Below are 22,994 nucleotides of genomic sequence, written 5' to 3'. Positions count from 1 at the left end.
ATTGTATACTGAGCGCAGTGAAGAATCCCTAAAGCAATAAAATCCAGCCTTGAGGCTACAAATTGCTTAAGGTTATGTTAAGACAGTAGGATATGCCGCAGATCCTTCATCGCATTCAGAATGATAAAAGTGGGTAATTTTGAGTGAGGACTAACGGATACAACCAGAAATAAAAAAAGCGCTGATTTCAGCGCTTTTTTTATTTCTAGACCCGGCAATTGCTTAGTGGTGCGATTCAGAAGTTTCTGTTTTGTGCCCTTCAGTTTTTTCATGTGCAGGAGCAGCTTCTTCGTGGTGGAATATTGGCCTGGTAAAAGCAAAAACTAATGCTAAAACAAGGATCCATGCAGTTAAAGGCAACGCCCAAATGCCTTTAGTTTCCTGAACTGGTTTATGTGTATCGTGACTTGACATATCGATATTTTTGAATTAATAATCTGTTTTGATAATTAGGATAAAGATAATAACAATGTTTAAAATATAAAGACTTTAAATCCAGTTTAAAGCTATTTTAATCCATAAAATAGAAAAGTGTGACGGAACTAATTCCACCACACTTTTTATTAATCAATTAGATTTTCTAATTATTTTGCTTTTACATTAATGGCAACCCTTCTGTTCTGTGCACGTCCCTCAGGCGTTTCATTATCAGCAACTGGAAATTCAGGTCCATAACCTTTTGAAGCTTCAAAAGCGGCCTTGTTTGCACCCAATTTTTGCACTAAAATAGCTATTGCATCCGCTCTTTTCTGAGATAAAGCAATATTGGTTTCAGCAGATCCCGTATTATCCGTGTAGCCACCAAATTTAAACTTAGCCGTAGGGAAAGCCTTCGTAATGGCTACCATGTTTTTTAACTGCTTGTTTGATTGATCTGTTAATTCAGTGCTGTTTAACTTAAAGTGAATATTGGTAAATTCAAACCAATTGCCTTTAACGGTATCAACTTTTGCGTCATTATCTGTTAAAAACGCAACCAACCTTGCTTCAGTACTGTATTTACCTACCTTTAAAAGGCCGGCATTATTTGGTAAAGTAATGCTTACAGAATCCCCTTCGTCATAAATAAAATCACCATTACTATCCAGCTTACCTTTTATTGTCGTTTCCTTAGTTGTGGTTTCGGTATGAACAACTGTTGTATCATGACTTTGCTCATGTTTGCCATCAGATGTATCTCTGGTAAACCACCAGGCAGCCAATACCGCCAATATAACAGCAATTAAAGGCAATACCCAAATGCCTTTAGGGCGTTCTTTTTTTTCTTCGTGGGTGGCATGATGAGTTTCATGGGCAACCACTGGTTCAATATGTTTTACAGGTGCAGCCTTAGGCGGTTCTGGGGTTATAATGGGATCGATAACTTTAGCTTCTGAAAAAGTACTTTTTAAATCCGTTTGAGTAAAATCAGCTGGTAAAAATCCGGTAGCTGTAGCCTTTTGTGCTATAAAGAAATCTGCAATATGATCTGCGCTGAAATCATTAGCCTTAAAATGTTTCCCTAACAAACCTAAAATAGTAGGCAACGCCATGCTGATTAATGTTGAAACACTTGAAGCTTTAATGCCCGCGTAGCTGGAAATTTGCTTAATCGTATCTATGTGTTTATTTTCGAATAAACTATTGTTTAAAGTGGCGCCCTCATCACGTAAAGTAGCTCCATCCTCATGATGCAGAAACTTTCCAATTGTATTTAAAATGCCCTTGCTTTCTTGATCGGCCGCTGCCTTTATCAATTCTACACTCCCTTCCGGGGTTTGAGCCTTATCAGATATCCATCCAACAATTGTAGGAATAATGACTTCAATTGCTTTTGATAAATTTGATTCTGATTCATTTAGGCTTCCGTTTGCTTGATTAATAACCTCGTTATTAAAATAACTTTTTGCCTGATCTAATAAATTTAATGACATTCTAAATGTTTTTTGGTTTAGGAAATTTTATGGTTTGTTGCTCAGGGAGGGTAGTTAAGTATAGCAACAAACATTATAAAATAATGTTTTATTTTTCCGCGCGTTTTTTTTCCAAGTTTATCATGATCTTATTTTTTTAGCGGATTTTATTTGATTAACAAATTAATTATAGATTTGGTTAAACCTAAATATGTTATGAAGTTTTTTGAACAGGCTAATTGGTGGCAAATTATAAAGGAAACAATATTGCCACATTTGGGTACCACGTTTCTGTATTTAACTATTTTTATTTCTATTGGCTTTTTACTTGGTGTAATTTATGGCCTTATTTTATGGCGGTTTAAAATTTTAAAACGTGTACCTAAATATTACAATTGGGCTGTTAAGTTGTATGTTGTTGGGGGTATTGCAGTTTTTATTTATTTTTCCATTCATCTGGGTTTAATGTTTGCAGCCAAAAGCATTATCAAAAAAGAAGAACCCCGGATTGTTTCAGCCATTTATGAAGAAATGGCTACTCAAAATTTTGACTCACCCGAAAAAAGAAAAATTTTCATCCAAAAAATCCAGGAAAGCGTAGTAGAAGTGAAAAAGGGATCTAAAGATGTTACCATTTCTTTAAATAAATATGTAGCATCACAAAATACAGGATTTAATGTAGTTGATAAGGGTAAAAACCGTTTGGCAAATTATATTTTTACCAAATATCAAAATGATATATATTCTGCATCAGTATACGCTATGCTTTTACTGGCCAGCAGAGGTGCTTTTAATGTTAAGGATATGAGTTATGAGGAGTTTAATACTTTAATTGCCACATTGAACACTATGGATTCCCGTGATATAGAAAAAAGTATAAAAAGTAAACTCACTGAAAAGGTAGATGAAATCATCTCTGATCAGATGAATGGGATGATTAAGGGAACTTTTTATCTGTTAATTATTATTCTCCTGATACCCGTATTGGAATTTTACATCTATATATTTTGGATGAAGAATAAAATCAGAAAGGAAGCACAGGTTCAATAAAGGGATAAAGGCAGCGCCTTTATCCCTGATAAGCATAAATCATTTTCTTTTTGCTTTTTTGTTTGTCTCTTACTCTTTCCAGGTGTTCCTGTACAAGCCCCTGATCAATTTTGCTTTCGGTAATCAGTTCTGCTTTTTTATAAAAGCTTTCGGCCTTACCAAAATCAAGTAATTTCTCCGCATTTAAGCCAAGTAATTCGTAAATACGGGCCTCTGATACGCCAGGAGTGGCCAAAGCTTTCTCTGAAACTGAATCAATCAGTTTATGCATTTTTAAAGTAATTAACAGCTTAATATAATGCTCGTACACATCCGGAAACTCTGCTTCCAGTTCAATGCATAATTTGTAATGATAACCAGCCGTTTGGTAATTTTTAAACTGATAATGATAAAAGCACCCCAGCTGATAATGTGCCCGCGCATATTCAGGATCAGCTGAAACAATTTCCTGAAAATATTGAAGTGATTTTGGCAACTCGCCGTAATTCAACTCCTCTACTGCCTGCAGATATTTTTCTTCTACAGTAAGATAAATGTCCATAATGGATATAATTGAATTTATAAAAACTGATTACAGATTTTATAAATGGTAAATAAATAATTTGAGTTTAATCAGAATTCTTATCCTTTTAGGATAGAAAAAAGTACTAATGGTTCGGTAGAAAACTTAAATCCATATCCGAACACTTTAACCAGGAAGACCGGTTAAACACTGCTGTTTGAATATGTATTAGACGTGGCATTTTAGTATTTCTTGGTGCAAAGATAATTATTTTCAATGAATTACGAATTAATGAAAATAAATCAAGCCTGAAAATTACGTTTTATTATATTTTCGATCTGTCTTCTGTGCCTTAAAATATGAACAATGGCATGTTCCATTAACTGCTCCACATCGTATTGCTGGCCCCAGCGGGTATTGATTTTTTTGTTGCCATCAACCACTTCTAAAATAATATTTGGGTTTTGTACAAACAGATTTTTAGAATATTCAAAACCTGAATTTAGCTGTATAATATATTCTCGTACATCATCGGCAATAAAACGCTCTGGCCTTACCGTATCCAAACCAATCGAATTTTCGATATAAACAGAATAACTATAAATGGAAGAAAGCACATGGCTTAAAATATTTTGTACCGATCTCGAATCTTCATCTGTGGCAGTAGGATTAACAATTTCGGAAAGTTGCAAAGGGTTTAAAGGACTGATGGTTATAATCAGCTCATCAATCGCTTTTTTATATTCGTCTAAAAGCGCTGCAACAGCACCAGTCAGTTTGTTAGAATCAATCATCAAAACAAATATAATTTTTTGTCCTGATGATTGATTTATTATTTAGCCATTAATAATTGGCGATAAGCGGCTACCCAATAATCCTATTGCATTCATTAATTGTCCGTGCGAAAGTTTGGCATTATCCATTTGAAAAGTTACCCTTGATATACCGCCCAAAGCCTCACTGTGGCGCATAACTTTTTCTGCTAAATCTTCGGGGCTACCGATTAATAAAGCACCTTTTGGCCCCATCTGTGCATCAAAATGGGCCCTGGTTACCGGTGGCCACCCACGTTCCTTACCAATTTTGGTAAAGGTTTCGGCATAACCCGGATAAAATTCTTCAATTGCTTGTGCTGTAGTATCGGCTAAATAACCGAGAGAGTGGAGGCCAACTTTTAATTTTTCTTCCGGGTGACCAGCTTTTCTTCCGGCTTCGCGGTATAAATCTACAAGAGGACGGAAACGATGTGTTTCGCCACCAATAATAGCAACCATTAATGGTAAACCTAAAACCCCAGCTCTAACAAAGGATTCTGGCGTACCACCAACGCCAAGCCAAACAGGTAAGGTATCTTGATAAGGCCTTGGATATATGGCCTGATTTTTTAGCGCAGGACGAAACTTTCCGGACCAGTTAACGATTTCATTTTGCTGAATGTTAAGTAAGAGATCCAGTTTTTCAGAGAATAACTCATCATAATCGTTGAGGTTAAAACCAAACAAAGGGAAAGATTCTATAAAAGAACCACGCCCAACAACCATTTCCGCCCTGCCTTTCGAAATTAAATCGATAGTTGCAAAATTTTGAAATACCCTTACTGGGTCAGCAGCACTTAAAACCGTTACCGCACTGGTTAATTTAATTCGTTTTGTTCGGGCAGCTGCAGCAGCTAAAATAATAGCAGGTGCCGAATCCAAAAACTCCTTGCGATGATGCTCTCCAATTCCAAATACATCAAGTCCGGATTGATCTGCATGTTCAATCCGGTCTAATAATTGAGTTAAAGCATCAGCATTACTAATCGAAGAACCTGTTTCGCGGTCGAACATGGCAGCCGCGAAGCTATCTATTCCAATTTCCATATATTTTCCTTTCAAAATATTTATAGGTGCAAGTTAAGGAAGCCCAGTGAAGGCTCAATTGTCCTATGGTAAGAAATTAAAATTAATTGGCGGCAGGATCAATAAGTTCGGTTGTGATAGACAGGGATTTTAAAAGATTCTTACTGTCAAAAAGAAGTGTAACATAGTGTTTTTCCTTTTTAAAAGTCAGTTTTGTGCCGCCCGAAAATGTGCTGTCGTCACCAAGTTTTACCTTTTTCGCTTTGTACTTAGTAAAATTGGCTACACCCTGCTGAAGGGTAGTTTTGTTCATGGATAGGCCAAAAGGCAAGCCTGAAACAACCAAAAACTTATCATCCGGAATGTCGAAAAACATTTCGTTAATGCTTTTGTCCTTGCCAAGACTGCAATAAAGTTCTAAGCCCGATTTGGTGAGCCATTTAGCATATTGTTCTTCATTGGCATCTTCATAGAACACAGTTTTTGCATTTAAAGCGGCCGATATTTTATCAGGCGTTTGAGGGAAAATGAATTCAGTATTTTTGTTTAATAAAGTATTTAACCCGGCATTTTTTTGTGCAAGTGCGGCTAAAGTTAATAGCTGTAAAAATAAGATAAAGGTGAATGTTTTAATTTTCATAGGGATTGTTCTTTAATTTTAAACGGTTACAGGTTTAAAGATATTAAATTAAACAATCTCAGAAAAACAACTATCTCGATTAAGGAGCTTATAAAAGGTCCTTAATGATTTTTTCAATGGATAAGCCTTCGGCTTCTGCACGATAATTACGAACAATGCGGTGGCGTAAAATCGGTTCGGCTACAGCTTGAACATCTTCAATATCGGGGGCGTATTTTCCAGAAATGGCTGCATGGCATTTTGCGCCTAAAACTAAAAACTGAGAAGCCCTCGGGCCTGCACCCCAGCTGATGTATTTATTAACTGCTTCGGTTGCAAATTCACTATTAGGACGGGTTTTAGAGGCTAATTTAACCGCATATTCTAAAACATTATCTGTTACAGGAATATCGCGAATCAGTTTTTGGAAATATTGAATATCATCTGCATGGATAATTTTTTGCAGTTGCACATTTTTATTGCTCGTCGTATTTCTAACAATATTGAGCTCATCTGCAAAAGCAGGGTAATTAAGCTGAATATTGAACATGAAACGATCCAGTTGCGCCTCGGGCAGGGGATAAGTACCTTCCTGCTCAATTGGGTTTTGGGTAGCTAAAACAAAGAAAGGTTTGGGTAAAATATGTGTTTGTCCAGCTGCAGTAACCGATTTTTCCTGCATGGCTTCCAATAAGGCGGCCTGGGTTTTTGGCGGTGTACGGTTAATTTCATCCGCCAGGATTATATTAGAAAAGACAGGCCCTTTGATGAATTTAAAGTGCCTGTCTTCTCCTAAAATTTCAGCACCGATAATGTCACTTGGCATTAAATCAGGTGTAAACTGAATGCGGTTAAAGTTAAGATCAAGAACAGAAGCAACCGTTTGTACCAATAAAGTTTTGGCTAATCCGGGTACACCAACCAACAGGCAATGCCCATTGCTAAAAATGGCGATTAAAACCGATTTAATGACATCATCCTGTCCGACTACAACTTTGCCGATTTCGGCTTTGATATTGTTGAAAGATTGGTGAAGCGCATCTACAGCTTCTACTTCGTTCTTGTACTGCATTTATTTTATTTTGCGGCTGTGTTTTTAGTCCAGATTTTTAATTCGCTGCAGGTGTTAAATTCGTCGTCAATTTTAATGTAAGTACTTTCACGACGTTTTTCAAACCACTCGCTTAAAGTACGATTAATTTTATCACTTTGTGCAGCATCTCTGATTTTTGGAAAATCCTGAACCAAGTTGGCTTTATGTGGTGGTATTTTAGATTTTAAATATAAAATGCGGTAACCTTGTTTTCCGTCAGGAGATGAAAATACCTCTGGTTTCGAAATGCCGCCAACTTTCATGGTATCGATCACTAAGAATACAGCCGGATCCAGTTTGTCAACGGGAATAATGGTACTTCTGGATTGTACGTTTTCAGCATTAAGCATCATTCCACCGTTATATTTAGTCTCTTTATCATCAGAAAATAAATTTGCAGCAGCAGCAAAAGTTAATTTATTGCTTGCAATTCTATTGTAGATACTATCTGCATGAAGTTTTAAACGTGTTAAACTTTCAGGTGTAGTTTGAGGCCTGATTAAAATGTGGCGGGCATGTACCTGTTCTCCACGACGTTCTATAACCTGCAAAATGTGGAAACCAAATTCTGTTTCGAAAACCGGAGAAATTTCACCAGCTTTTAATTTAAAAGCCCATGCGGTAAATTCTTTAGCCATGGTACTTCTATCGAAGAAACCTAAGTCACCACCATCAGCAGATGATCCCGGATCTTCAGAATAGGTTTTTGCTAAAACGCCAAAATCATCGCCACTTTTAACACGTAAGCGTAAAGCTTCAATTTTATCGCGGAACCTTTGTTTCTCGGTTTTGCTTAATTGCGGGTTTAAAACAATTTCACCAACCTCAACCTCTGTATTAAACTCAGGAATACTATCTCCTAAAGTTTTGAAGTATTTTTCAACTTCCATTGGTGTAACATTGATGTTTTCTGTGATTTTAGCCTGCATTTTTTGAGCAATTAACTCATCTTTTACCGATGGTCTGATCTCATCTTTGTACTGAAGCACAGATTTATTTAAAAATTGCTCCAAACGCTCCTGGCCACCTGCACGTTGCATGCTGTAACGCATACGCTTGCTCACCTCGTCATCTACCTGACTGTCTTCAACCATAACAGAGTCAATCTCTGCCTGTTGTTTCAGCAATTTTTGTGTTAAAGTGTTTTGTAAAATTCTACATTTAATATCGGTATTAGGCGGATTGCCCTGGTAAAGATATTGGGTGTATTGTTGATTTAAATCTGATAGCAGGATGATGTTATTACCTACTACAGCAGCAACTTTATCAATATTATGCTTTTGGGCGAAGCCATTAAAAAACATGCTAATTAGAGCAATTGCTACTAAAGAAACTTTCTTCATTCTATTTATTATATTTTGCAAATTTAATATTAATGGTTTAATTAACGAATGCTTTCCGGTTACAGCCTGGCAAGCTTTTTCAATTCATTTTCGTTAACCTTAACCTGGTATTTATCTTTAAGGCTTTTAAGCCATTTTTCTTCCAAAAGCTGTTGATAATCGGCAATAACACGCCCTCTTATTTCAGCTAATGGTTGGTTGTAGTTTTGTTTGTTATTTGTATAAAAGTCGCTAATGGCCTGTTCGTCTTCCTGGGCTTTATTCCAGATTTTTTCTTCAGATACATTAAACATTAAAACACCTTCGCGGTATTCGTTTATTAAATAATTTAAATCTTTATCGCTTGTTGTAGTCTTTTTGTGGCTCACTAAAGCATCTTCGTAAGTTTTAATTTCGTCAATATAGGTGGGGTTTTTATCCAAACCCATTTCCCGGGCATCCAAAACTTTTAATTTAAAATTAATGTATAAATTTAAATAGGCCTTTAAGTTTTCATAATCAGAACTGATGTTCCCGTTATGGCTCTTTTTGTAAGTCCAGATAAACTCCTTACTGCTTAATGTTTTGCCATTAATTGTAGCCACATTTTGTGCAGAAGAAATGTGGCAAACCAGGCTAAGAACAAACAAGCAATAAGCTTTTCTCACGCTGAAGACTCTATAAATTTTAATGGATAAAAGTAACAATTAGCGGCGCTATTATAAGATATTTAACTAATTTTAACAGAAATTATTATACTGCAAAAATACGAATGGAAAACCAGGTTACCAACAATGCTAATGCTTTACGTTTATTTTTTACTGATGAAGTTTTTTTAGTAGAAGATAAAAGTGTGAAAATAGAGCCTGTGGTTAGTGCAGAGCCTGTTTCTGAATCTGTATCCAGTTTGAAAACCCTACCAGAGCAGGCTGCTCAAAATGTTGAAAATGAACAGATTTCAAGGGTGGAAGCTTTGGGAGCGGTTAGAGAATATCCCGAAAATAGCGTAAAAACACCTGTTGTAGAAGAGCCAGCACCCGATAAAGTGTTTAAATTTTTGGGTGGAAATAAGAAGGCCGTGCTGATTTTAGTTAACGATAAAACTAATGACGTAAGTACTGAAGCTGGCAGAGAATTACTCCGGAAAATTGTTAAAGCTGTTGAGCTTGCAACGCCTGATTTTGCCTTACTCAATTACGCCGGTTATACCGGGACTAATTTTGTGGAGTTGCATCAATTTTTTAAACCACAACTGATGCTTGCCTTTGGCGTGGCCACAACTGATTTAAGTTTAAACCTAATCTGGCAAAATGAAATCATTTTGCACCAAACCACCAGAATGATTTTTGCACCCGAACTGCATGAACTGGACGGTGATTTAAACGCTAAAAAATCTCTTTGGGGAAATTTGAAAAAACTTTAACAACAATCCGCAGTTTTTTCGTTCTATTTCTTTAACCAAAATTTTATCACTTACCCTTATGAATAAATTAGTTTTCGCAACCCATAATAAACATAAAACAGAAGAAATCCGTGCCGCACTCCAGGGTAAATATGAGGTGCTCAACTTAGAAGATATAGGTTGTTTTACCGATATTCTGGAAACCGAAGAAACCTTTGCCGGTAATGCAGCATTGAAAAGTAAATATGTGGTAGAGCATTACGATTTGGATTGTTTTGCCGATGATAGTGGCCTTGAGGTAGAAGCTTTAAATAACGAGCCGGGTGTATATTCAGCCCGTTATGCTGGAACCAGGGACAGTATGGATAACATTAATCTTGTTTTAGAAAAACTTAAAGGTATTGAAAATAGAAATGCAAGGTTTAAAACGATAATTTCGTTGATGCATAATGGCGAAAGTTATTTGTTTGAAGGCGTAATTGAAGGCACCATCCGTACAGCTTTAAGCGGTACTAAAGGGTTTGGTTATGATCCGATTTTCCAGCCCAACGGATATGATATTACTTTTGCCGAGATGAGCCTGGAAGAAAAAAATAAGATCAGCCACCGGGCCATAGCCTTAAAAAAGATGATTGATTTTTTGAAACAACAGGCGAAAGATTCTGAACCAAGTTAAGAATGATGAACTGCTGATTTTAAAAAAAAAATCAGCAGTTTCTTGAGCCAATCTAATCGGAAAGCTGTTTTTTAGCAAGTTTCGAATTAAGCAAGGAAATTTGTTGAATCAGGCACGCGTTTACTGCACCTTCAACTCTTTTTCCTGAATAACCTTGGTGGTATCCTTTTTTGGAAAAATTGGTTTGATCCCAAAATTTGTAGTATCGGGCTTAGCCAAAGGTTTAGATATAGGTTTCGCTTTATCAACTGAATCTTTTACAACATTTATTTTTGGTACAGATGCAGGAGGTTTCGCCGTTGCTGCAGGTGTAGTTGCCGGCTTTTTAGCGGGCAATTTCGCTTTGCTTTTACGCATCATCTTTTCTGATGAACCAATAGCATCCTTCTTGGATTTTGGTCTTTCCGTTGGTTTCCAGGAGAAGCCTTTTAATACATTATCCTTTTTTACAGTGTTTTCGGGGTTTAAAGCACCTTCAATGCTTTTAATATAAATAATGTCCTCAATATCATTATCCTTAAAAACAAACTTTATCCGGCTACTAACCGTTTGGTTCATTTCTTTATATACCTTGGTGCTATCGTCTTGTGTGTAATAAATACTCTCCGCATTTCCATCCACATAAAGGTTTTTAAGCTTTCCATCATTAAAGAAACCCGTCATGGATCTTCCTTTAATCTGGTTAAAACGAAGTGAATCAGCCGGTGTATTTACCAAAAAGGCATTCCTGAACGCTTGTAAGTTGTTTAATTTGTTCTTTTTAAATTGTACGTAAATGGTATCACCAATTTGCTGCGACCCTTGCGACCAGATAATGGGGTTAATGAAGCAGCGCAATGTAGAATCGCCACTGGTATAAAATAAACTGTCCGTTTTTGCCTGTATATTACTTTTATAAATTTTTACACCATGGTAAGCCTTTATAATCCTTGACTGAACCGTATCTGCAGGGTTAAATTTTGCGGTGTCCGTTTTTAAACCTACGGTTTTAATGTTATTAATCAGCTTGTTTACAGGCTCAGTAATTGTTTTTTTATTTACGGTTTTAAGTATACTGTCTGTTTTTCCCTTGGGGAGATTTTTTGCAATAGAATCAACTTTGGATTTTAAAATTGTTTCTTTTTTGGCGCTATCCAGTTTAATTTTGGGCAAAATAATTGGTATAGAATCTGTTTTTAATTTTAAACTGTCGAGGGGCTTTTTTGATAGCACATCTACTTTATCTGCAATCTTATCATCGTTTTTAGATTTATTTTTAGATTTTTTATTTCCCTCTTTCCGGTCAACAGCCGTTTTTTTCTCCTCCATATCTTTGGCACTACTTCCAACTTTAGGTTCGCCTTTGTCTTTCTTCGCACCGCCGTCTTCATCATCATCACCCACCTGATTATCCGCTTTGATGGATATTTTAGGAATTAGTTTTATTGTTTTCTGTAAAACCATTTGAGTTTCCAGCGTATCGGCACCAAGCCATAAACTATCCGGACGCTTTTTGTCTTTAACTAAAACCGAATCTTCCGTTCCTATTCCTAAATAAGCATTTCGGGTTACCAATGTTCGCTGGTCTATTTTATAATAATAGCCTAAATCCCCAAACATTTTCATTTTATCCTTAGTGTCAGAAAAAACAATGTTTTTTACAGCTTTACCATAACCAATTTTGCCATAATAATATAAACTATCGCCTTTTAAAGATCTCGTACCCTGGGTATATAAATTTTTCTTGCCAAAGTAAGCATCCTCGGTATTGGTGTTATAAGCACCATTTTCAGTGTATAAATTATCGTCTTTGCCTTTAATGTTAGTTGGGCCATAAAAATAAGTCCATTTACTATCCAGGTTATAGCGCATGGTATCCGATTTTATAGTAGCCTGGGGCGTAACCACTACCACATTATACCTGAAATAAGAATCGCTGCTGATGTTGAAATAATAACCGTTTTTACTGGTCAGGGTTACATCCTGTGTTACAATTTTCCCACCTGTGGTATAGGTTCCAATTTTACTAACCATGTCATAATCCAAAATATTAGTTGTTAAAACCGATTTTGGGTCAATCATTTTAACATTTCCGGTTAAATGGGCATGTTTTTTATTTCCATCATACTCCAGCTGATCCGAATAAATATCGGTAGTCAACTGGTTAATGTGTACATTTTTATAAGCTTCAAAATAATTGCGTTCGCTGTAATAAATTGCACTATCGCAAGTTAGGGTGGCATTATCTTGCTGGAAAACAGGGTTTCTGAGGTAGGTAGCTTTAGTCTTTGTATTACCCTGAATGTGAGCGTAAGAAAGAATTTTAATAACAGAACCTTTTTGCTGACCGAATAATAAAACGGGGCTAATTAGAAAAAATAAAAAGACAAATAATTTTTGCACCCTACAAAGTTAGTTTTTTGTTCCGAACGTTCGGAATAACAGTTAAAATTAAATATTTTTGATGAATGTTACCCTTACAGCAATTTCAGGATTTTATCAGCAAAGAGCAGTTGTTTACTAAAGATGATAAAGTGCTCCTGGCCATAAGCGGGGGACGGGATTCGGTATTAATGCTGCATCTTTTTAAAGCCCTGGATATTGGTGTTGGTGTAGCGCATTGCAATTTTAATTTACGTGGTGAGGAAGCACAGCGTGATGAACATTTTGTTAAAATGCTCAGCAATAGTTTTGATGTTCCGTTTTATGTAACGCATTTTGAAACCAAAAAATATGCCGCAGAAAATAAAATTTCTACACAGATGGCCGCACGGGATTTACGCTATCAATGGTTTGAAACCATAAGGAAAACACAAGGTTATAACTATATTGCATTAGCCCAACATCAAAATGATGCTGTAGAAACGGTATTGATCAATCTTATACGGGGTACGGGCATTAGTGGTTTACACGGCATATTACCGAAAAGGGATTTTTTAATCAGGCCTTTGCTGTTTCTGAAGAGGGCAGAAATTGACCAGCTTATTGAGGATCATCATATTGATTTTGTTGAAGATGGCTCTAACCTCAGTACCGATTATACCCGAAATAAATTGCGCTTACAAGTTGTTCCGCATTTGAAGGAAATTAATCCCAACCTGGAAAACACCTTCGCCCAAAACATTGCACGGTTCTCGGAAATTGAAACTTTTTTGAAAACCCAGGTTGAAAATTTATCAATTAAATTGCTGAAGAATAAAGCAGATGGTGTTTATATTTCTCTGAACGATATAGCTGGATTGAAACCTCAGCACTTATTACTTTTTGAGTTATTAAAGCCCTTTAACTTTTCGAGTTTAGTTGTTGATGAAATCCTGCTATCGGTTGATGGTTTAAGTGGCAAACATTTTTTTAGCGAAAGCCATCAGGCTATTATCGATCGTACACATCTGATTATTGTTAAAAAAAATCGGGTAAATGAATCACATCAAATCATCCATCCGGCAACAGAAAAAATGGCCTTTTTGGATAATGAAATCAAAATATCTTTTTCAGAAAATTTAACTTTTGAAACGGTAAAACATAAAGCATTTGCAGACCTTGATAAACTTATTTTTCCATTAATAATAAGGAGCTGGCAACAGGGAGATAAATTTATTCCCCTGGGCATGCGGAATTTTAAGAAAATAAGCGACTTTTTTATCGATGAGAAACTACCTTTGCATTTAAAGGAAACAACACCCTTACTTATAAACGGGAATGGTGAGGTGATTTGGGTTGCTGGTATGCGACAGGATAACCGCTATAAATTAACCAAGGCAACCAAAAAAGTTGCTATATTCGAACTCAAAATAAATTAATTGGAAAACAAGTACGCTTATATAGAAAAACAATACATCGGCAGAGACTATGTTCGCATATTTATCAGGCTGATTATGGCTGCATTTTGTTTTGCTGCTTATGTTTATGAACGCGATCGTGACAATACACAAGATCTTTTCTTAGTAGTAGGTTTCGGTATTATTGGTGTTTCTATGATTTTACTGTTCTTAATCCAGTATAAAATAGTTGTTGATAATAAAAGCCTGATTTTAGATGGGCTATGGACAACTAAACGAGTAAAGATAGATTTAAATAGTATTGTTGATGTTCGTAAGGGTATTTACAGCCGCTATTTTTTTAATAACCCGGTTTATAATTTACATACTAAAGGGACCATCCGTTTTTATTCTTCGGGCAAAGATGCTGTGGTGCTAACGGATCGTGATGGTTTGGAGTATTTTATCGGTACACAAAGACCAAATGAATTGTTGTTGGTTATTAAGGATGAAATGAGTAAAATCTAATCAACTGGTTATTAAAACAGCCTGTTTCTGCCACTTTCGGGTTAAACATTAACGAGGCTTAATTGCCTTTCTTCTTTCAAATTATCTTCCTTTTTTTCTTTTTGAATCACGGAATCTCTACCTAATGCCTCGACATTATTATTGCATTATACCGACATGCATAATAGACTAAAATCGGCTACATTTGTGCTAACAACAATACATTTTACAAATGAAGATAGGAATTGTTTGTTACCCCACCTTTGGCGGTAGCGGCGTGGTAGCAACAGAATTGGGAAAAGCTTTGGCTAACGAAGGCCATCAGGTTCATTTTATAACCTACAGCCAGCCCGCAAGGCTTGATTTCTTCTCTGCGAATTTATTTTACCACGAAGTTTCCGTTCGGGATTACCCTTTGTTTGATTATGCGCCATACGAATCGGCCTTAGCCAGTAAACTGGTAGATGTTGTCCGGTTTGAGCAGCTGGATGTACTGCACGTACATTACGCCATTCCGCATGCTTCTGCAGCATTTATGGCAAAGCAAATATTAGCAAGTTACGGCATTCATATTCCGGTAGTTACAACTTTGCATGGTACCGATATTACATTGGTAGGTAAAGACCCAACCTATAAACCTGTGGTTACCTTTTCCATTAATCAGAGCGATGGTGTAACCACTGTATCCCAGGATTTAAAAGAAGATACCTTCAAACATTTCGAAATTACCAAAGATATTAAAGTGATTCCGAATTTTATAGATTTTAGCCGTTTCAGTTTACAGGCAAAAGATCATTTTAAAAAAGCAATTGCACCAAACAACGAAAGGATTTTAATCCATACCAGTAATTTCAGAAAAGTAAAAAGAACAGCCGATGTCATCCGGATTTTTGAAAAAGTACAGGCCGAAATTCCATCAAAATTGTTAATGGTGGGTGATGGACCGGAAAGGGCTTATGATGAACAGCTTTGCCGTACTTTGGGCATATGCGATCATGTTCGGTTTTTAGGCAAGCAAGATGCCATTGAAGAAATCCTCTCTGTTTCCGATTTATTTTTAATGCCATCTGAATCTGAAAGCTTTGGATTGGCCGCTTTAGAGGCCATGGCTTGTAAGGTTCCGGTAATTACCACCAATGCCGGCGGCTTACCAGAACTAAATGTAGATGGCTTTTGCGGTTTTATGAGTAATGTTGGCGATATCGAAGATATGAGTGCTCACGCAATTGAAATTTTGAAAGACGACGCTACTTTAAAGCAGTTTAAAGAAAACGCATTTAAAAGAGCGCAGGATTTTGACCTGAAAAAAATCCTGCCATCCTATGTCGATTTTTATAAAGAAGTGATCGAAAATTCTTTACAGGCAAAATATTAGAATTTGGTTTTAAGTAGGTTAAAAGCTTATATTTAGGCTTTGAGGGCTGTTTTGTGAAAAAAAAACCTTCGATTTTGATGGCGTAGGACAAGATCAAACGTTTGTCTTTTTCAGAAGAAAAAAAGAGGTTTTTTGGTGAAACCCATGATTTTTAAAAACAAAATAGACTCAAGGTTTCGGTTTTATCGCCGGATAAGAAAAATCTTTGTAACAACTTAAACACAAATGAAGACCACTTTTATTGCTATTGCACTGCTGTTAACTTTTGCAGCAAATGTTGATGCTCAAACAAAAAAAGACTCAAAACACACCTTCTCAATTGCCGATGGTAATTTTCTGTTAGATGGTAAAGCGGTGCAAATCCATAGCGGAGAGATGCACTATGCACGTATTCCAAAGCCGTATTGGCGCCATCGCTTAAAAATGATGAAAGCAATGGGCTTAAATGCTGTTGCTACCTATGTTTTCTGGAATTACCATGAAACTGCTCCAGGCGTGTGGGATTTTAAAACAGATAACCGGAATATTGCTGAGTATATTAAGATGGCCCAGGAAGAAGGCTTATTTGTTATTCTCCGCCCGGGACCATATGTATGTGCCGAATGGGAATTTGGCGGCTATCCATGGTTTTTGCAAAAAGTGCCGGGTATGGTTATCCGTGGTAACAACCCTCAATACCTGGCAGCTACAAAAGCGTATTTTATTGCACTGTATGGGCAGGTTAAAAATCTATTAGTTACCAACGGAGGACCAATTGTAATGGTGCAGGGCGAAAATGAATTTGGTTCTTACGTAGCGCAACGTAAAGATATTTCTTTAGAAGACCATAAAAAATATAGTGCTGCTGTATTTCAGCAGCTCAAAGATGTTGGTTTTAATGTGCCGTTTTTTACCTCGGATGGAAGCTGGCTTTTTGAAGGTGGTGCCTTGCCGGGTGCTTTACCAACTGCAAATGGCGAAGACGATGTAACTAAACTTAAAGAACTGGTAAATAAATACCACGATGGTAAAGGGCCTTATATGGTTGCAGAGTTTTATCCTGGTTGGTTAGATCACTGGGCAGAACCTTTCCCTAAAGTTTCTACTGAATCGGTGGTTAAACAAACTCAAAAGTATTTAGATGGCGGGGTATCTTTTAATTATTATATGGTGCACGGAGGTACAAATTTTGGTTTTACATCAGGTGCAAACTACGATAACAAGCACGATATCCAACCAGATTTAACCAGTTATGATTACGACGCTCCAATAAGCGAAGCCGGATGGGCGACTGAAAAATATAATGCTTTAAGAGATTTGCTTAAAAAACCTGAAACACCAGCGGTTCCTGCCAAAATTCCGGTAATTTCCATTCCAAATATTTCATTAACAAAAGCAGTTGATTTAGAGGATATAAAAAGCAAGGTTACACCAGTTAATGGTGATAAGCCATTAACTTTTGAAGAACTAAACCAGGGACATGGTTATGTTTGGTACAGTAAAAAGTTTAATCAGCCCATTAACGGTAAGTTAGAGTTGGCTGGCCTGCGCGATTATGCCATTGTTTATGTTAACGGAACTAAAGTTGCTGAACTAAACAGCTACTATAAAAAATACGACTGTGATATCGATATCCCATTCAACGCAGTTTTAGATATTGTTGTCGAAAATATGGGGCGCATTAACTATGGTTCGAAAATAATCAACAGCACAAAAGGTATTATTTCTCCGGTAATTATTAACGGACAAACCATTACAGGGAACTGGGATATGTATAAATTGCCAATGGATGTTGTACCTAATTTAAATGCAGCTAAAAATACAGCAACCGCAGGGAAAGCTGCTGTTTATGAAGGGAGTTTTTCTTTAACAAAAACAGGTGATACGTTTCTTGATATGCGCGACTGGGGTAAAGGTATTGTGTTTATTAACGGGATTAATATCGGTCGTTACTGGAGCGTTGGTCCTCAGCAAACACTTTATGTTCCAGGTTGCTGGTTAAAAGAAGGTAAAAATGACATTGTAATTTTTGAACAGAAAAACGATGTAATGCATACTTCTGTTAAATCTATAGAAACTCCGATTTTGGAAGAGGTGAAGCCAGAAAATGGTTTGCCAAAATAAAAATTAAAAACTTTTTTTAAACCTGTAACGAATAGTTACGGGTTTTTTTATGTGGTATAATTTAAAACCCAGTGTAAGATTTTTAAATTATACCATTTCTATAAGCTAATTGCTTGTTTTTCAAAATATTTAATTCCATGCAGGTTTTTAAGTGTATAATAAATAATTGTTAAAACAAAACTTTCTCAAAATCAAATCATTATAAATCGTACCTTTGCGCCAAATGAAAAAAATAGTAGATTACAGAAAGCTTTTAAACGTGGATAAAACGGCTGAGCTTGCGGCGCTTAAATCGGTTTACCGTACTTTAATGAAAGAGTGCCATCCAGATAAATTTCAGGTTGAGGAGGAGCGGTTAGCGGCTGAAGCCAGAAGTAAAGACATCATCGAAGCGTATCATTTCCTGGTTAGCATTGCCCCAGAAACACGTGAGCAAAATATAGAATCATATACTCAAACCATTACAAACTCTAACATTTTAGATTTTGAATACAAGCAATCTGTTTTAAACATTCAGTTTTTTGATGGAAGTGCTTACGAATATTTTGATGTTCCAAGAGCGATTTATATTAAATTAGTCAATGCAGATTCGCCTGGCCGTTTTGCCCGCCGTCATATCTGTAGCTCTTTCCCTTATCGTAACGTAGCTAAAGTGGCTGAGCCAGCTTAATAACATAACTTGTAAAGATGTAAAAGGCTTACCTTATGGTGAGCCTTTTACATTATAAACCTTAAGCTACATAGCTGCCTGAAATATCCGCCTGCTGGATATATTCTTTAAAAGGCTTTCAGCGTGTTTGATGTAAATGACTGCAATCTTAATGGTAACTATTTAAGGTATTTCGTTAATTTCATCCTCCTCCTCATTTGCTTTATATGCGGCTACAATTTCTATGGCGTTTTCTTTTCTGCCAGATGCAGGAATGGGCACTCCACCACCTAAGCCTATGCCAATTGATGCCAAACTGAGCAGAAAAACCAGGGCAATTAGCCTGAGTAATCTCTTCATAAACTTCATGTTATCATAAATAAGCAACAAAGATTTCCTTTAAAAAGAAAATGGTTGCAGGTTAATCAAATCGTTCTTTAAAAATGAAACGGCTTAAAGCGGGCTTCCAAATTTTAAGGATTGTATGATTATTTTATGAAGAAGCTGTGTTTTTAAGGATTTGAGCACATGGCTTTGCGCCTTTAGGTTAATAAATTTGATTGTTATTTGCTTATTTAAAGCGAGTAATGAGCAAACATGAAGGTATGTAAGGCTGAAAACCTGATTAAAGGTTTGGGCAAGGTAAGAAACAGTACATTTTTTATTGGCACTTATTTTTGTGCTAAAGTATTCAGTTTGGTTATGTTGTTTTTGTGGCTGAACAGAATAACTTAGATTAGAAAGAGAGATAAAGCTAAAAAAGAATACAAATGCAATAAAAAACTTGGCCAGGTTGCTTTGGTTTTTAATATGCATGTATTGCAGGTTTATTTCTTCTGCCTTCATCTGTTTAATTGTTCAGCATAGGTTTAAACCGATTGTCTTTATTCCTTAAATCTAAACCACCTTCTAAAACTGATTTTAAGTTTAGGAGGTAAAAGCTCCAGCCATTGTGACAGCCTAAGCGGATGTTTCTTTTTGAATTATCATCTAACGGGATATTCTTTTGAGTCAGTTCTACAATTACATATTCAAACTCTTCTTTAAGGTTAATGTCAACCAGGCATGCGCCTGCAAAAGTAAACTGAACGTGATTTTTGCCATCCGTTTCTGTAATCGTTCCATTTTCGATATCATCATACAAGTACCAGATCCATTTGTATTTATCGCCGCTTAGTACGTTTTGTGTTTTGCTGAGCAAAACCTTATTCTCATCATAAAACGCTGCATCACTAAGAAACCATTTCTCAATTTCGCTGGCCTTTGTCCAGGCATTGTACACATCTTCAATAGCGGCCTTAATAGCAATTCTGATGGTAAATTTTGTCCAATCGAAGTTTTCCATAAGTAATTATGTTATTTGCCAAAAACCAAACAAACCGGAGCACCAACTTCAATACGTTTACCACTATCGGTTAATTTGCCTGAAATTTTATCGCGTTTAAAAATGACCACATCGTTCGTGTATTGATGGGCTACCAACAAAAATTTCCCACTTGGATCAATACTAAAATTTCTTGGCCCTTTACCTAAAGTACCTATAGTTTCCACATGTTTTAAAATACCCGTAGATAAGATCGAAAACACAGAGATAGAATTGGCATCGCCACGATTGCTTTCGTAAAGAAATTTTCCATCGGCAGAAATGTGAATGTCAGCCCCATCAATTTTGCCGCTAAAGCTTTTCTCCGTTGTGCCAATTTCCTGAATTTTTTTTAAGCTCCCTTTCGAATAGGTAAAAGCGGTAATGCTGCCATTAAATTCATGAACTAAGTAAGCAAACCTCCCATTCGGGCTAAACGTAATGTGGCGAGGACCGGTCCCTGCATTGGTTTTTAATACATTTTTAATGGACAGAACTTTATCCTTAGCTGTTGGATTGTAGTTGTAGATGTAGACCTGGTCTTCGCCTAAATCATTGCATATTAAATATTTATGATCAGGTGTGAACTTTACCATATGCACATGTGCACTTTGCTGCCTGCCTTTCGGATCGATGCTTTTTCCGCTATGCTGGATAATTTGTTTTGGATCAGTTAATGTGCCGTTCGTGTTGCGCCCAAATACGGCAAGACTTCCACCGCTGTAATTTGCGATAATTACGTTCTGGTTGTCGGCTGTAATGTAGCATGGGTCAGCACCATGGCTTTCCTGCTTGTTAAGAAAGTTAAGCTGTCCACTGGCTGCATTAAAAGCAAAAGCACTAACACTGCTGGTGTTTCCAGTTTCATTTACCGCGTAAACAAATTTACCACCCGGATTTAAGGCCAGGTAACTTGGATTGGCCACATTTTTTGTAATGTTTTTTAGCTTGGTTGCTCCGGTTAAGGTATTAAAGCCATAAGTGTAAATCCCTTCACTTTTGCCTGTGTTCGTATAGGTGCCAATAAGAAGGTTATAGGTAACTTGTTTTTGCTGTGCAAATGCAGAAATAGAAATTGCAATAAGTAAGAACAGGGAGCCGATCTTTTTCATAAGTATTTATTGATATAAACAAATATGAGAAAAACTTAACAAAAACAACCATTGCCACACTGTACTGTTGAAAAACGATAAAGGCAATCTTTCGATTGCCTTTAATGTATTATCTGATCAGATGTTTGATTTGAATAAGCTCATGCTCTTCAAGATAACGCCATCTTCCTCTTGGTAAATCTTTTTTGGTTAAATTACCATAAACTACACGATCTAACTTTTCTACATTATAACCTAAATGTTCGAAAATACGACGTACAATACGGTTTTTACCGCTATGGATTTGAATGCCAATTTCTTTTTTAGTACCACCGGTAACATAAGAAATGTTATCAGGTTTAATTAAACCATCTTCAAGCTCCAAGCCGAAAGAGATTTTATTTAAATCTCCTTGTGATAAAGCTTTATCCAATTCTACATTGTAAATTTTGGTGATTCCGTTTTTTGGATGAGATAATTTATCCGCTAAATCTCCGTCATTGGTCATTAAAAGTAAACCCGTTGTATTGCGGTCTAAGCGGCCAACAGGGTAAATACGTTCACGACTTGCTTTATCAACCAGTTGCATTACGGTACGGCGCTCCTGTGGATCGTCAGTAGTGGTAATGTAATCTTTAGGTTTGTTTAATAAAACGTAAACTTTTTTCTCACGTTTAAGCAATTCGCCATTATAACGAACCTGGTCCTTAGCAGGATCCACTTTGTGTCCAAGTTCAGTAACGGCCTCACCGTTTACGGTAATAATACCTGCAGCAATAAGTTCATCGGCTTTACGGCGAGAACAAATGCCTGCATTTGAAATATATCTGTTTAGGCGAATTAAGCCTTTATCTTCATTTGTTTTACGAACCGGGGCGATAACTGTTCTTTCCGGACGATTGAATTCAGTATCTCTCGGTTGCGATTCTTCGCGTTTTCTGAACGGTCGGCTATCTGCACCTTCTCTTGGTTTTACATCTCTTGAGCTTCCGGCACTTGGTTTGAAACCATCTGATTTACCTTCCCATGGTTTAAAACCTTTTGATCCGCCATCTCTTGATTTGAAATCCCTGTCGCCAGTTTTCGGTTTAAAATCTCTCGAATCTCTATCCTTAGATTTGAAATCTCTGTCTCCTGTTCTTGGTTTATAATCTCTTGCACCATCTTTTGATTTGAAATCTCTGTCACCCGTTTTAGGTTTGAAATCTCTTAAACCACCTTCTCTTGGTTTGAAATCGCGCGAACCGCCATCTCTCGATTTAAAGTCACGATCGCCTGTTCGGGGTTTGTAATCTCTTGATCCACCTTCCCTCGGTTTGAAATCGCGATCACCACCTCTTGAAGTAGAATCTTTTGATTTAAACTCCCTGTCGCCAAATTTGAAGCCTTTTGATTCCCCCTCTCTCGATTTGAAATCACGGTCTCCCGTTCTTGGTTTGAAATCTTTTTTGTCTCCGAAAGATTTTGATTTAAAATCTTTACCTCCTGATGTTCTTGGGCGGGAACCCTCTCTTTGATCGGATGATTTTTTGAATTTACTGTCTCTGTCTTCAGAGCTACCTTTTTTTTCTGATCCGGCTGAATAACTTTTGCCTTCGCTTCTCCGGTTGCCCGGTTTGGACTTGTCATCCCGACTGTTCCTGTTGTTTTTATTTATCATGATACGCTTTTAACCACATCAAAAATGCGGGCTGCAAATTTATGCAAAATTGATGAATAATACAATTTTGAGAAGCGTAAAAATTTGATCAAAAAATAGCCTCTAATATAGG

General features: G+C 36.7%; 23 protein-coding genes. 8 read left to right on the top strand and 15 right to left on the bottom strand.

Translation table 11 applies throughout. The features are described from left to right. Window positions 1–222: 222 nt before the first annotated feature. Window positions 223–414: a hypothetical protein gene (locus R2Q77_RS00660; RefSeq protein ID WP_316801780.1), complete on the bottom strand. Its 192-nt coding sequence runs from the start codon at window positions 412–414 to the stop codon at window positions 223–225. A 170-nt stretch (window positions 415–584) separates the two neighbouring features. Further along, window positions 585–1,913, bottom strand: a complete 1,329-nt coding sequence (locus tag R2Q77_RS00655) for a DUF937 domain-containing protein (RefSeq protein WP_316801779.1) — start codon at window positions 1,911–1,913, stop codon at window positions 585–587. 195 nt (window positions 1,914–2,108) lie between these two features. Here R2Q77_RS00655 and R2Q77_RS00650 point away from each other — a divergent pair, with 195 nt between their 5' ends. Then, window positions 2,109–2,942: a hypothetical protein gene (locus R2Q77_RS00650; RefSeq protein ID WP_316801778.1), complete on the top strand. Its 834-nt coding sequence runs from the start codon at window positions 2,109–2,111 to the stop codon at window positions 2,940–2,942. Window positions 2,943–2,961: 19 nt separating this feature from the next. Here R2Q77_RS00650 and R2Q77_RS00645 read toward each other — a convergent pair whose 3' ends face one another. The 7 genes from R2Q77_RS00645 to R2Q77_RS00615 form a co-directional block, all read right to left on the bottom strand. Next, window positions 2,962–3,483, bottom strand: coding sequence for a hypothetical protein (locus R2Q77_RS00645; protein ID WP_316801777.1), 522 nt, complete (start codon window positions 3,481–3,483; stop codon window positions 2,962–2,964). Between the two features lie 263 nt (window positions 3,484–3,746). Then, window positions 3,747–4,238: a DinB family protein gene (locus R2Q77_RS00640; protein ID WP_316801776.1), complete on the bottom strand. Its 492-nt coding sequence runs from the start codon at window positions 4,236–4,238 to the stop codon at window positions 3,747–3,749. A 42-nt stretch (window positions 4,239–4,280) separates the two neighbouring features. Continuing rightward, window positions 4,281–5,306: an LLM class flavin-dependent oxidoreductase gene (locus tag R2Q77_RS00635; RefSeq protein WP_316801775.1), complete on the bottom strand. Its 1,026-nt coding sequence runs from the start codon at window positions 5,304–5,306 to the stop codon at window positions 4,281–4,283. Window positions 5,307–5,388: 82 nt separating this feature from the next. Continuing rightward, window positions 5,389–5,925, bottom strand: coding sequence for a hypothetical protein (locus R2Q77_RS00630; RefSeq protein WP_316801774.1), 537 nt, complete (start codon window positions 5,923–5,925; stop codon window positions 5,389–5,391). Between the two features lie 88 nt (window positions 5,926–6,013). Next, complete coding sequence (locus tag R2Q77_RS00625; protein WP_316801773.1) at window positions 6,014–6,976, bottom strand: MoxR family ATPase; 963 nt, start codon at window positions 6,974–6,976, stop codon at window positions 6,014–6,016. 5 nt (window positions 6,977–6,981) lie between these two features. Then, complete coding sequence (locus R2Q77_RS00620) at window positions 6,982–8,340, bottom strand: peptidylprolyl isomerase (RefSeq protein WP_316801772.1); 1,359 nt, start codon at window positions 8,338–8,340, stop codon at window positions 6,982–6,984. Window positions 8,341–8,399: 59 nt separating this feature from the next. Next, window positions 8,400–8,987, bottom strand: coding sequence for a hypothetical protein (locus tag R2Q77_RS00615; RefSeq protein WP_316801771.1), 588 nt, complete (start codon window positions 8,985–8,987; stop codon window positions 8,400–8,402). 104 nt (window positions 8,988–9,091) lie between these two features. Between R2Q77_RS00615 and R2Q77_RS00610 the strand changes: the two genes are divergently transcribed. Together R2Q77_RS00610 and R2Q77_RS00605 are read left to right on the top strand one after the other, a co-directional pair. Beyond that, on the top strand, window positions 9,092–9,742 hold the full coding sequence (locus R2Q77_RS00610) for a hypothetical protein (protein WP_316801770.1): 651 nt from the start codon (window positions 9,092–9,094) through the stop codon (window positions 9,740–9,742). Between the two features lie 58 nt (window positions 9,743–9,800). Next, the gene (locus tag R2Q77_RS00605; RefSeq protein ID WP_316801769.1) at window positions 9,801–10,397 is read left to right on the top strand and encodes a non-canonical purine NTP diphosphatase; all 597 of its coding nucleotides are present in this window, start codon (window positions 9,801–9,803) and stop codon (window positions 10,395–10,397) included. A 120-nt stretch (window positions 10,398–10,517) separates the two neighbouring features. On the opposite strand, the gene R2Q77_RS00600 is transcribed toward R2Q77_RS00605, so the two are convergent. After that, window positions 10,518–12,779 carry an OstA-like protein gene (locus R2Q77_RS00600; protein WP_316801768.1) on the bottom strand — a complete coding sequence of 754 codons (2,262 nt, stop codon included), beginning with the start codon at window positions 12,777–12,779 and terminating at the stop codon, window positions 10,518–10,520. Between the two features lie 65 nt (window positions 12,780–12,844). Between R2Q77_RS00600 and tilS the strand changes: the two genes are divergently transcribed. The 5 genes from tilS (at window position 12,845) to R2Q77_RS00575 (ending at window position 18,789) form a co-directional block, all read left to right on the top strand. After that, the gene (tilS, locus tag R2Q77_RS00595; protein ID WP_316801767.1) at window positions 12,845–14,176 is read left to right on the top strand and encodes a tRNA lysidine(34) synthetase TilS; all 1,332 of its coding nucleotides are present in this window, start codon (window positions 12,845–12,847) and stop codon (window positions 14,174–14,176) included. Further along, a complete protein-coding gene (locus R2Q77_RS00590) occupies window positions 14,177–14,662 on the top strand; it encodes a hypothetical protein (protein ID WP_316801766.1) in 486 nt (161 codons plus the stop codon). It begins immediately after the preceding gene. A gap of 211 nt (window positions 14,663–14,873) precedes the next feature. Then, window positions 14,874–16,016 carry an N-acetyl-alpha-D-glucosaminyl L-malate synthase BshA gene (gene bshA / locus R2Q77_RS00585; protein WP_316801765.1) on the top strand — a complete coding sequence of 381 codons (1,143 nt, stop codon included), beginning with the start codon at window positions 14,874–14,876 and terminating at the stop codon, window positions 16,014–16,016. Window positions 16,017–16,241: 225 nt separating this feature from the next. Beyond that, window positions 16,242–18,119, top strand: a complete 1,878-nt coding sequence (locus R2Q77_RS00580; RefSeq protein ID WP_316801764.1) for a beta-galactosidase — start codon at window positions 16,242–16,244, stop codon at window positions 18,117–18,119. 223 nt (window positions 18,120–18,342) lie between these two features. Beyond that, the gene (locus R2Q77_RS00575; RefSeq protein ID WP_316801763.1) at window positions 18,343–18,789 is read left to right on the top strand and encodes a KTSC domain-containing protein; all 447 of its coding nucleotides are present in this window, start codon (window positions 18,343–18,345) and stop codon (window positions 18,787–18,789) included. Between the two features lie 162 nt (window positions 18,790–18,951). Here R2Q77_RS00575 and R2Q77_RS00570 read toward each other — a convergent pair whose 3' ends face one another. The 5 genes from R2Q77_RS00570 to R2Q77_RS00550 all read right to left on the bottom strand — a co-directional run bounded on the left by R2Q77_RS00570 (window position 18,952) and on the right by R2Q77_RS00550 (window position 22,882). Further along, window positions 18,952–19,128, bottom strand: a complete 177-nt coding sequence (locus tag R2Q77_RS00570; RefSeq protein WP_316801762.1) for a hypothetical protein — start codon at window positions 19,126–19,128, stop codon at window positions 18,952–18,954. 93 nt (window positions 19,129–19,221) lie between these two features. Further along, a complete protein-coding gene (locus R2Q77_RS00565; protein WP_316801761.1) occupies window positions 19,222–19,614 on the bottom strand; it encodes a hypothetical protein in 393 nt (130 codons plus the stop codon). Window positions 19,615–19,618: 4 nt separating this feature from the next. Beyond that, window positions 19,619–20,113, bottom strand: coding sequence for an SRPBCC domain-containing protein (locus tag R2Q77_RS00560; protein WP_316801760.1), 495 nt, complete (start codon window positions 20,111–20,113; stop codon window positions 19,619–19,621). 11 nt (window positions 20,114–20,124) lie between these two features. Then, window positions 20,125–21,243 carry a lactonase family protein gene (locus tag R2Q77_RS00555; RefSeq protein WP_316801759.1) on the bottom strand — a complete coding sequence of 373 codons (1,119 nt, stop codon included), beginning with the start codon at window positions 21,241–21,243 and terminating at the stop codon, window positions 20,125–20,127. A gap of 109 nt (window positions 21,244–21,352) precedes the next feature. Further along, window positions 21,353–22,882: a pseudouridine synthase gene (locus R2Q77_RS00550; protein ID WP_316801758.1), complete on the bottom strand. Its 1,530-nt coding sequence runs from the start codon at window positions 22,880–22,882 to the stop codon at window positions 21,353–21,355. Window positions 22,883–22,994 lie beyond the last annotated feature (112 nt).

This window comes from Pedobacter nototheniae (assembly GCF_032678625.1).
GTDB classification, from domain to species: Bacteria; Bacteroidota; Bacteroidia; order Sphingobacteriales; family Sphingobacteriaceae; genus Pedobacter; species Pedobacter nototheniae_A.
Note: the sequence above shows the minus strand (reverse complement) of the source record. Positions and strands in the feature narration are given on the sequence as shown.

Coding starts and splice junctions, on each gene's coding strand:
- R2Q77_RS00660 (WP_316801780.1), bottom strand. CDS start 414: ATGTCAAGTCACGATACACATAAACCAGTTCAGGAAACTAAAGGCATT.
- R2Q77_RS00655 (WP_316801779.1), bottom strand. CDS start 1,913: ATGTCATTAAATTTATTAGATCAGGCAAAAAGTTATTTTAATAACGAG.
- R2Q77_RS00650 (WP_316801778.1), top strand. CDS start 2,109: ATGAAGTTTTTTGAACAGGCTAATTGGTGGCAAATTATAAAGGAAACA.
- R2Q77_RS00645 (WP_316801777.1), bottom strand. CDS start 3,483: ATGGACATTTATCTTACTGTAGAAGAAAAATATCTGCAGGCAGTAGAG.
- R2Q77_RS00640 (WP_316801776.1), bottom strand. CDS start 4,238: ATGATTGATTCTAACAAACTGACTGGTGCTGTTGCAGCGCTTTTAGAC.
- R2Q77_RS00635 (WP_316801775.1), bottom strand. CDS start 5,306: ATGGAAATTGGAATAGATAGCTTCGCGGCTGCCATGTTCGACCGCGAA.
- R2Q77_RS00630 (WP_316801774.1), bottom strand. CDS start 5,925: ATGAAAATTAAAACATTCACCTTTATCTTATTTTTACAGCTATTAACT.
- R2Q77_RS00625 (WP_316801773.1), bottom strand. CDS start 6,976: ATGCAGTACAAGAACGAAGTAGAAGCTGTAGATGCGCTTCACCAATCT.
- R2Q77_RS00620 (WP_316801772.1), bottom strand. CDS start 8,340: ATGAAGAAAGTTTCTTTAGTAGCAATTGCTCTAATTAGCATGTTTTTT.
- R2Q77_RS00610 (WP_316801770.1), top strand. CDS start 9,092: ATGGAAAACCAGGTTACCAACAATGCTAATGCTTTACGTTTATTTTTT.
- R2Q77_RS00605 (WP_316801769.1), top strand. CDS start 9,801: ATGAATAAATTAGTTTTCGCAACCCATAATAAACATAAAACAGAAGAA.
- tilS (WP_316801767.1), top strand. CDS start 12,845: ATGTTACCCTTACAGCAATTTCAGGATTTTATCAGCAAAGAGCAGTTG.
- bshA (WP_316801765.1), top strand. CDS start 14,874: ATGAAGATAGGAATTGTTTGTTACCCCACCTTTGGCGGTAGCGGCGTG.
- R2Q77_RS00580 (WP_316801764.1), top strand. CDS start 16,242: ATGAAGACCACTTTTATTGCTATTGCACTGCTGTTAACTTTTGCAGCA.
- R2Q77_RS00575 (WP_316801763.1), top strand. CDS start 18,343: ATGAAAAAAATAGTAGATTACAGAAAGCTTTTAAACGTGGATAAAACG.
- R2Q77_RS00570 (WP_316801762.1), bottom strand. CDS start 19,128: ATGAAGAGATTACTCAGGCTAATTGCCCTGGTTTTTCTGCTCAGTTTG.
- R2Q77_RS00565 (WP_316801761.1), bottom strand. CDS start 19,614: ATGAAGGCAGAAGAAATAAACCTGCAATACATGCATATTAAAAACCAA.
- R2Q77_RS00560 (WP_316801760.1), bottom strand. CDS start 20,113: ATGGAAAACTTCGATTGGACAAAATTTACCATCAGAATTGCTATTAAG.
- R2Q77_RS00555 (WP_316801759.1), bottom strand. CDS start 21,243: ATGAAAAAGATCGGCTCCCTGTTCTTACTTATTGCAATTTCTATTTCT.
- R2Q77_RS00550 (WP_316801758.1), bottom strand. CDS start 22,882: ATGATAAATAAAAACAACAGGAACAGTCGGGATGACAAGTCCAAACCG.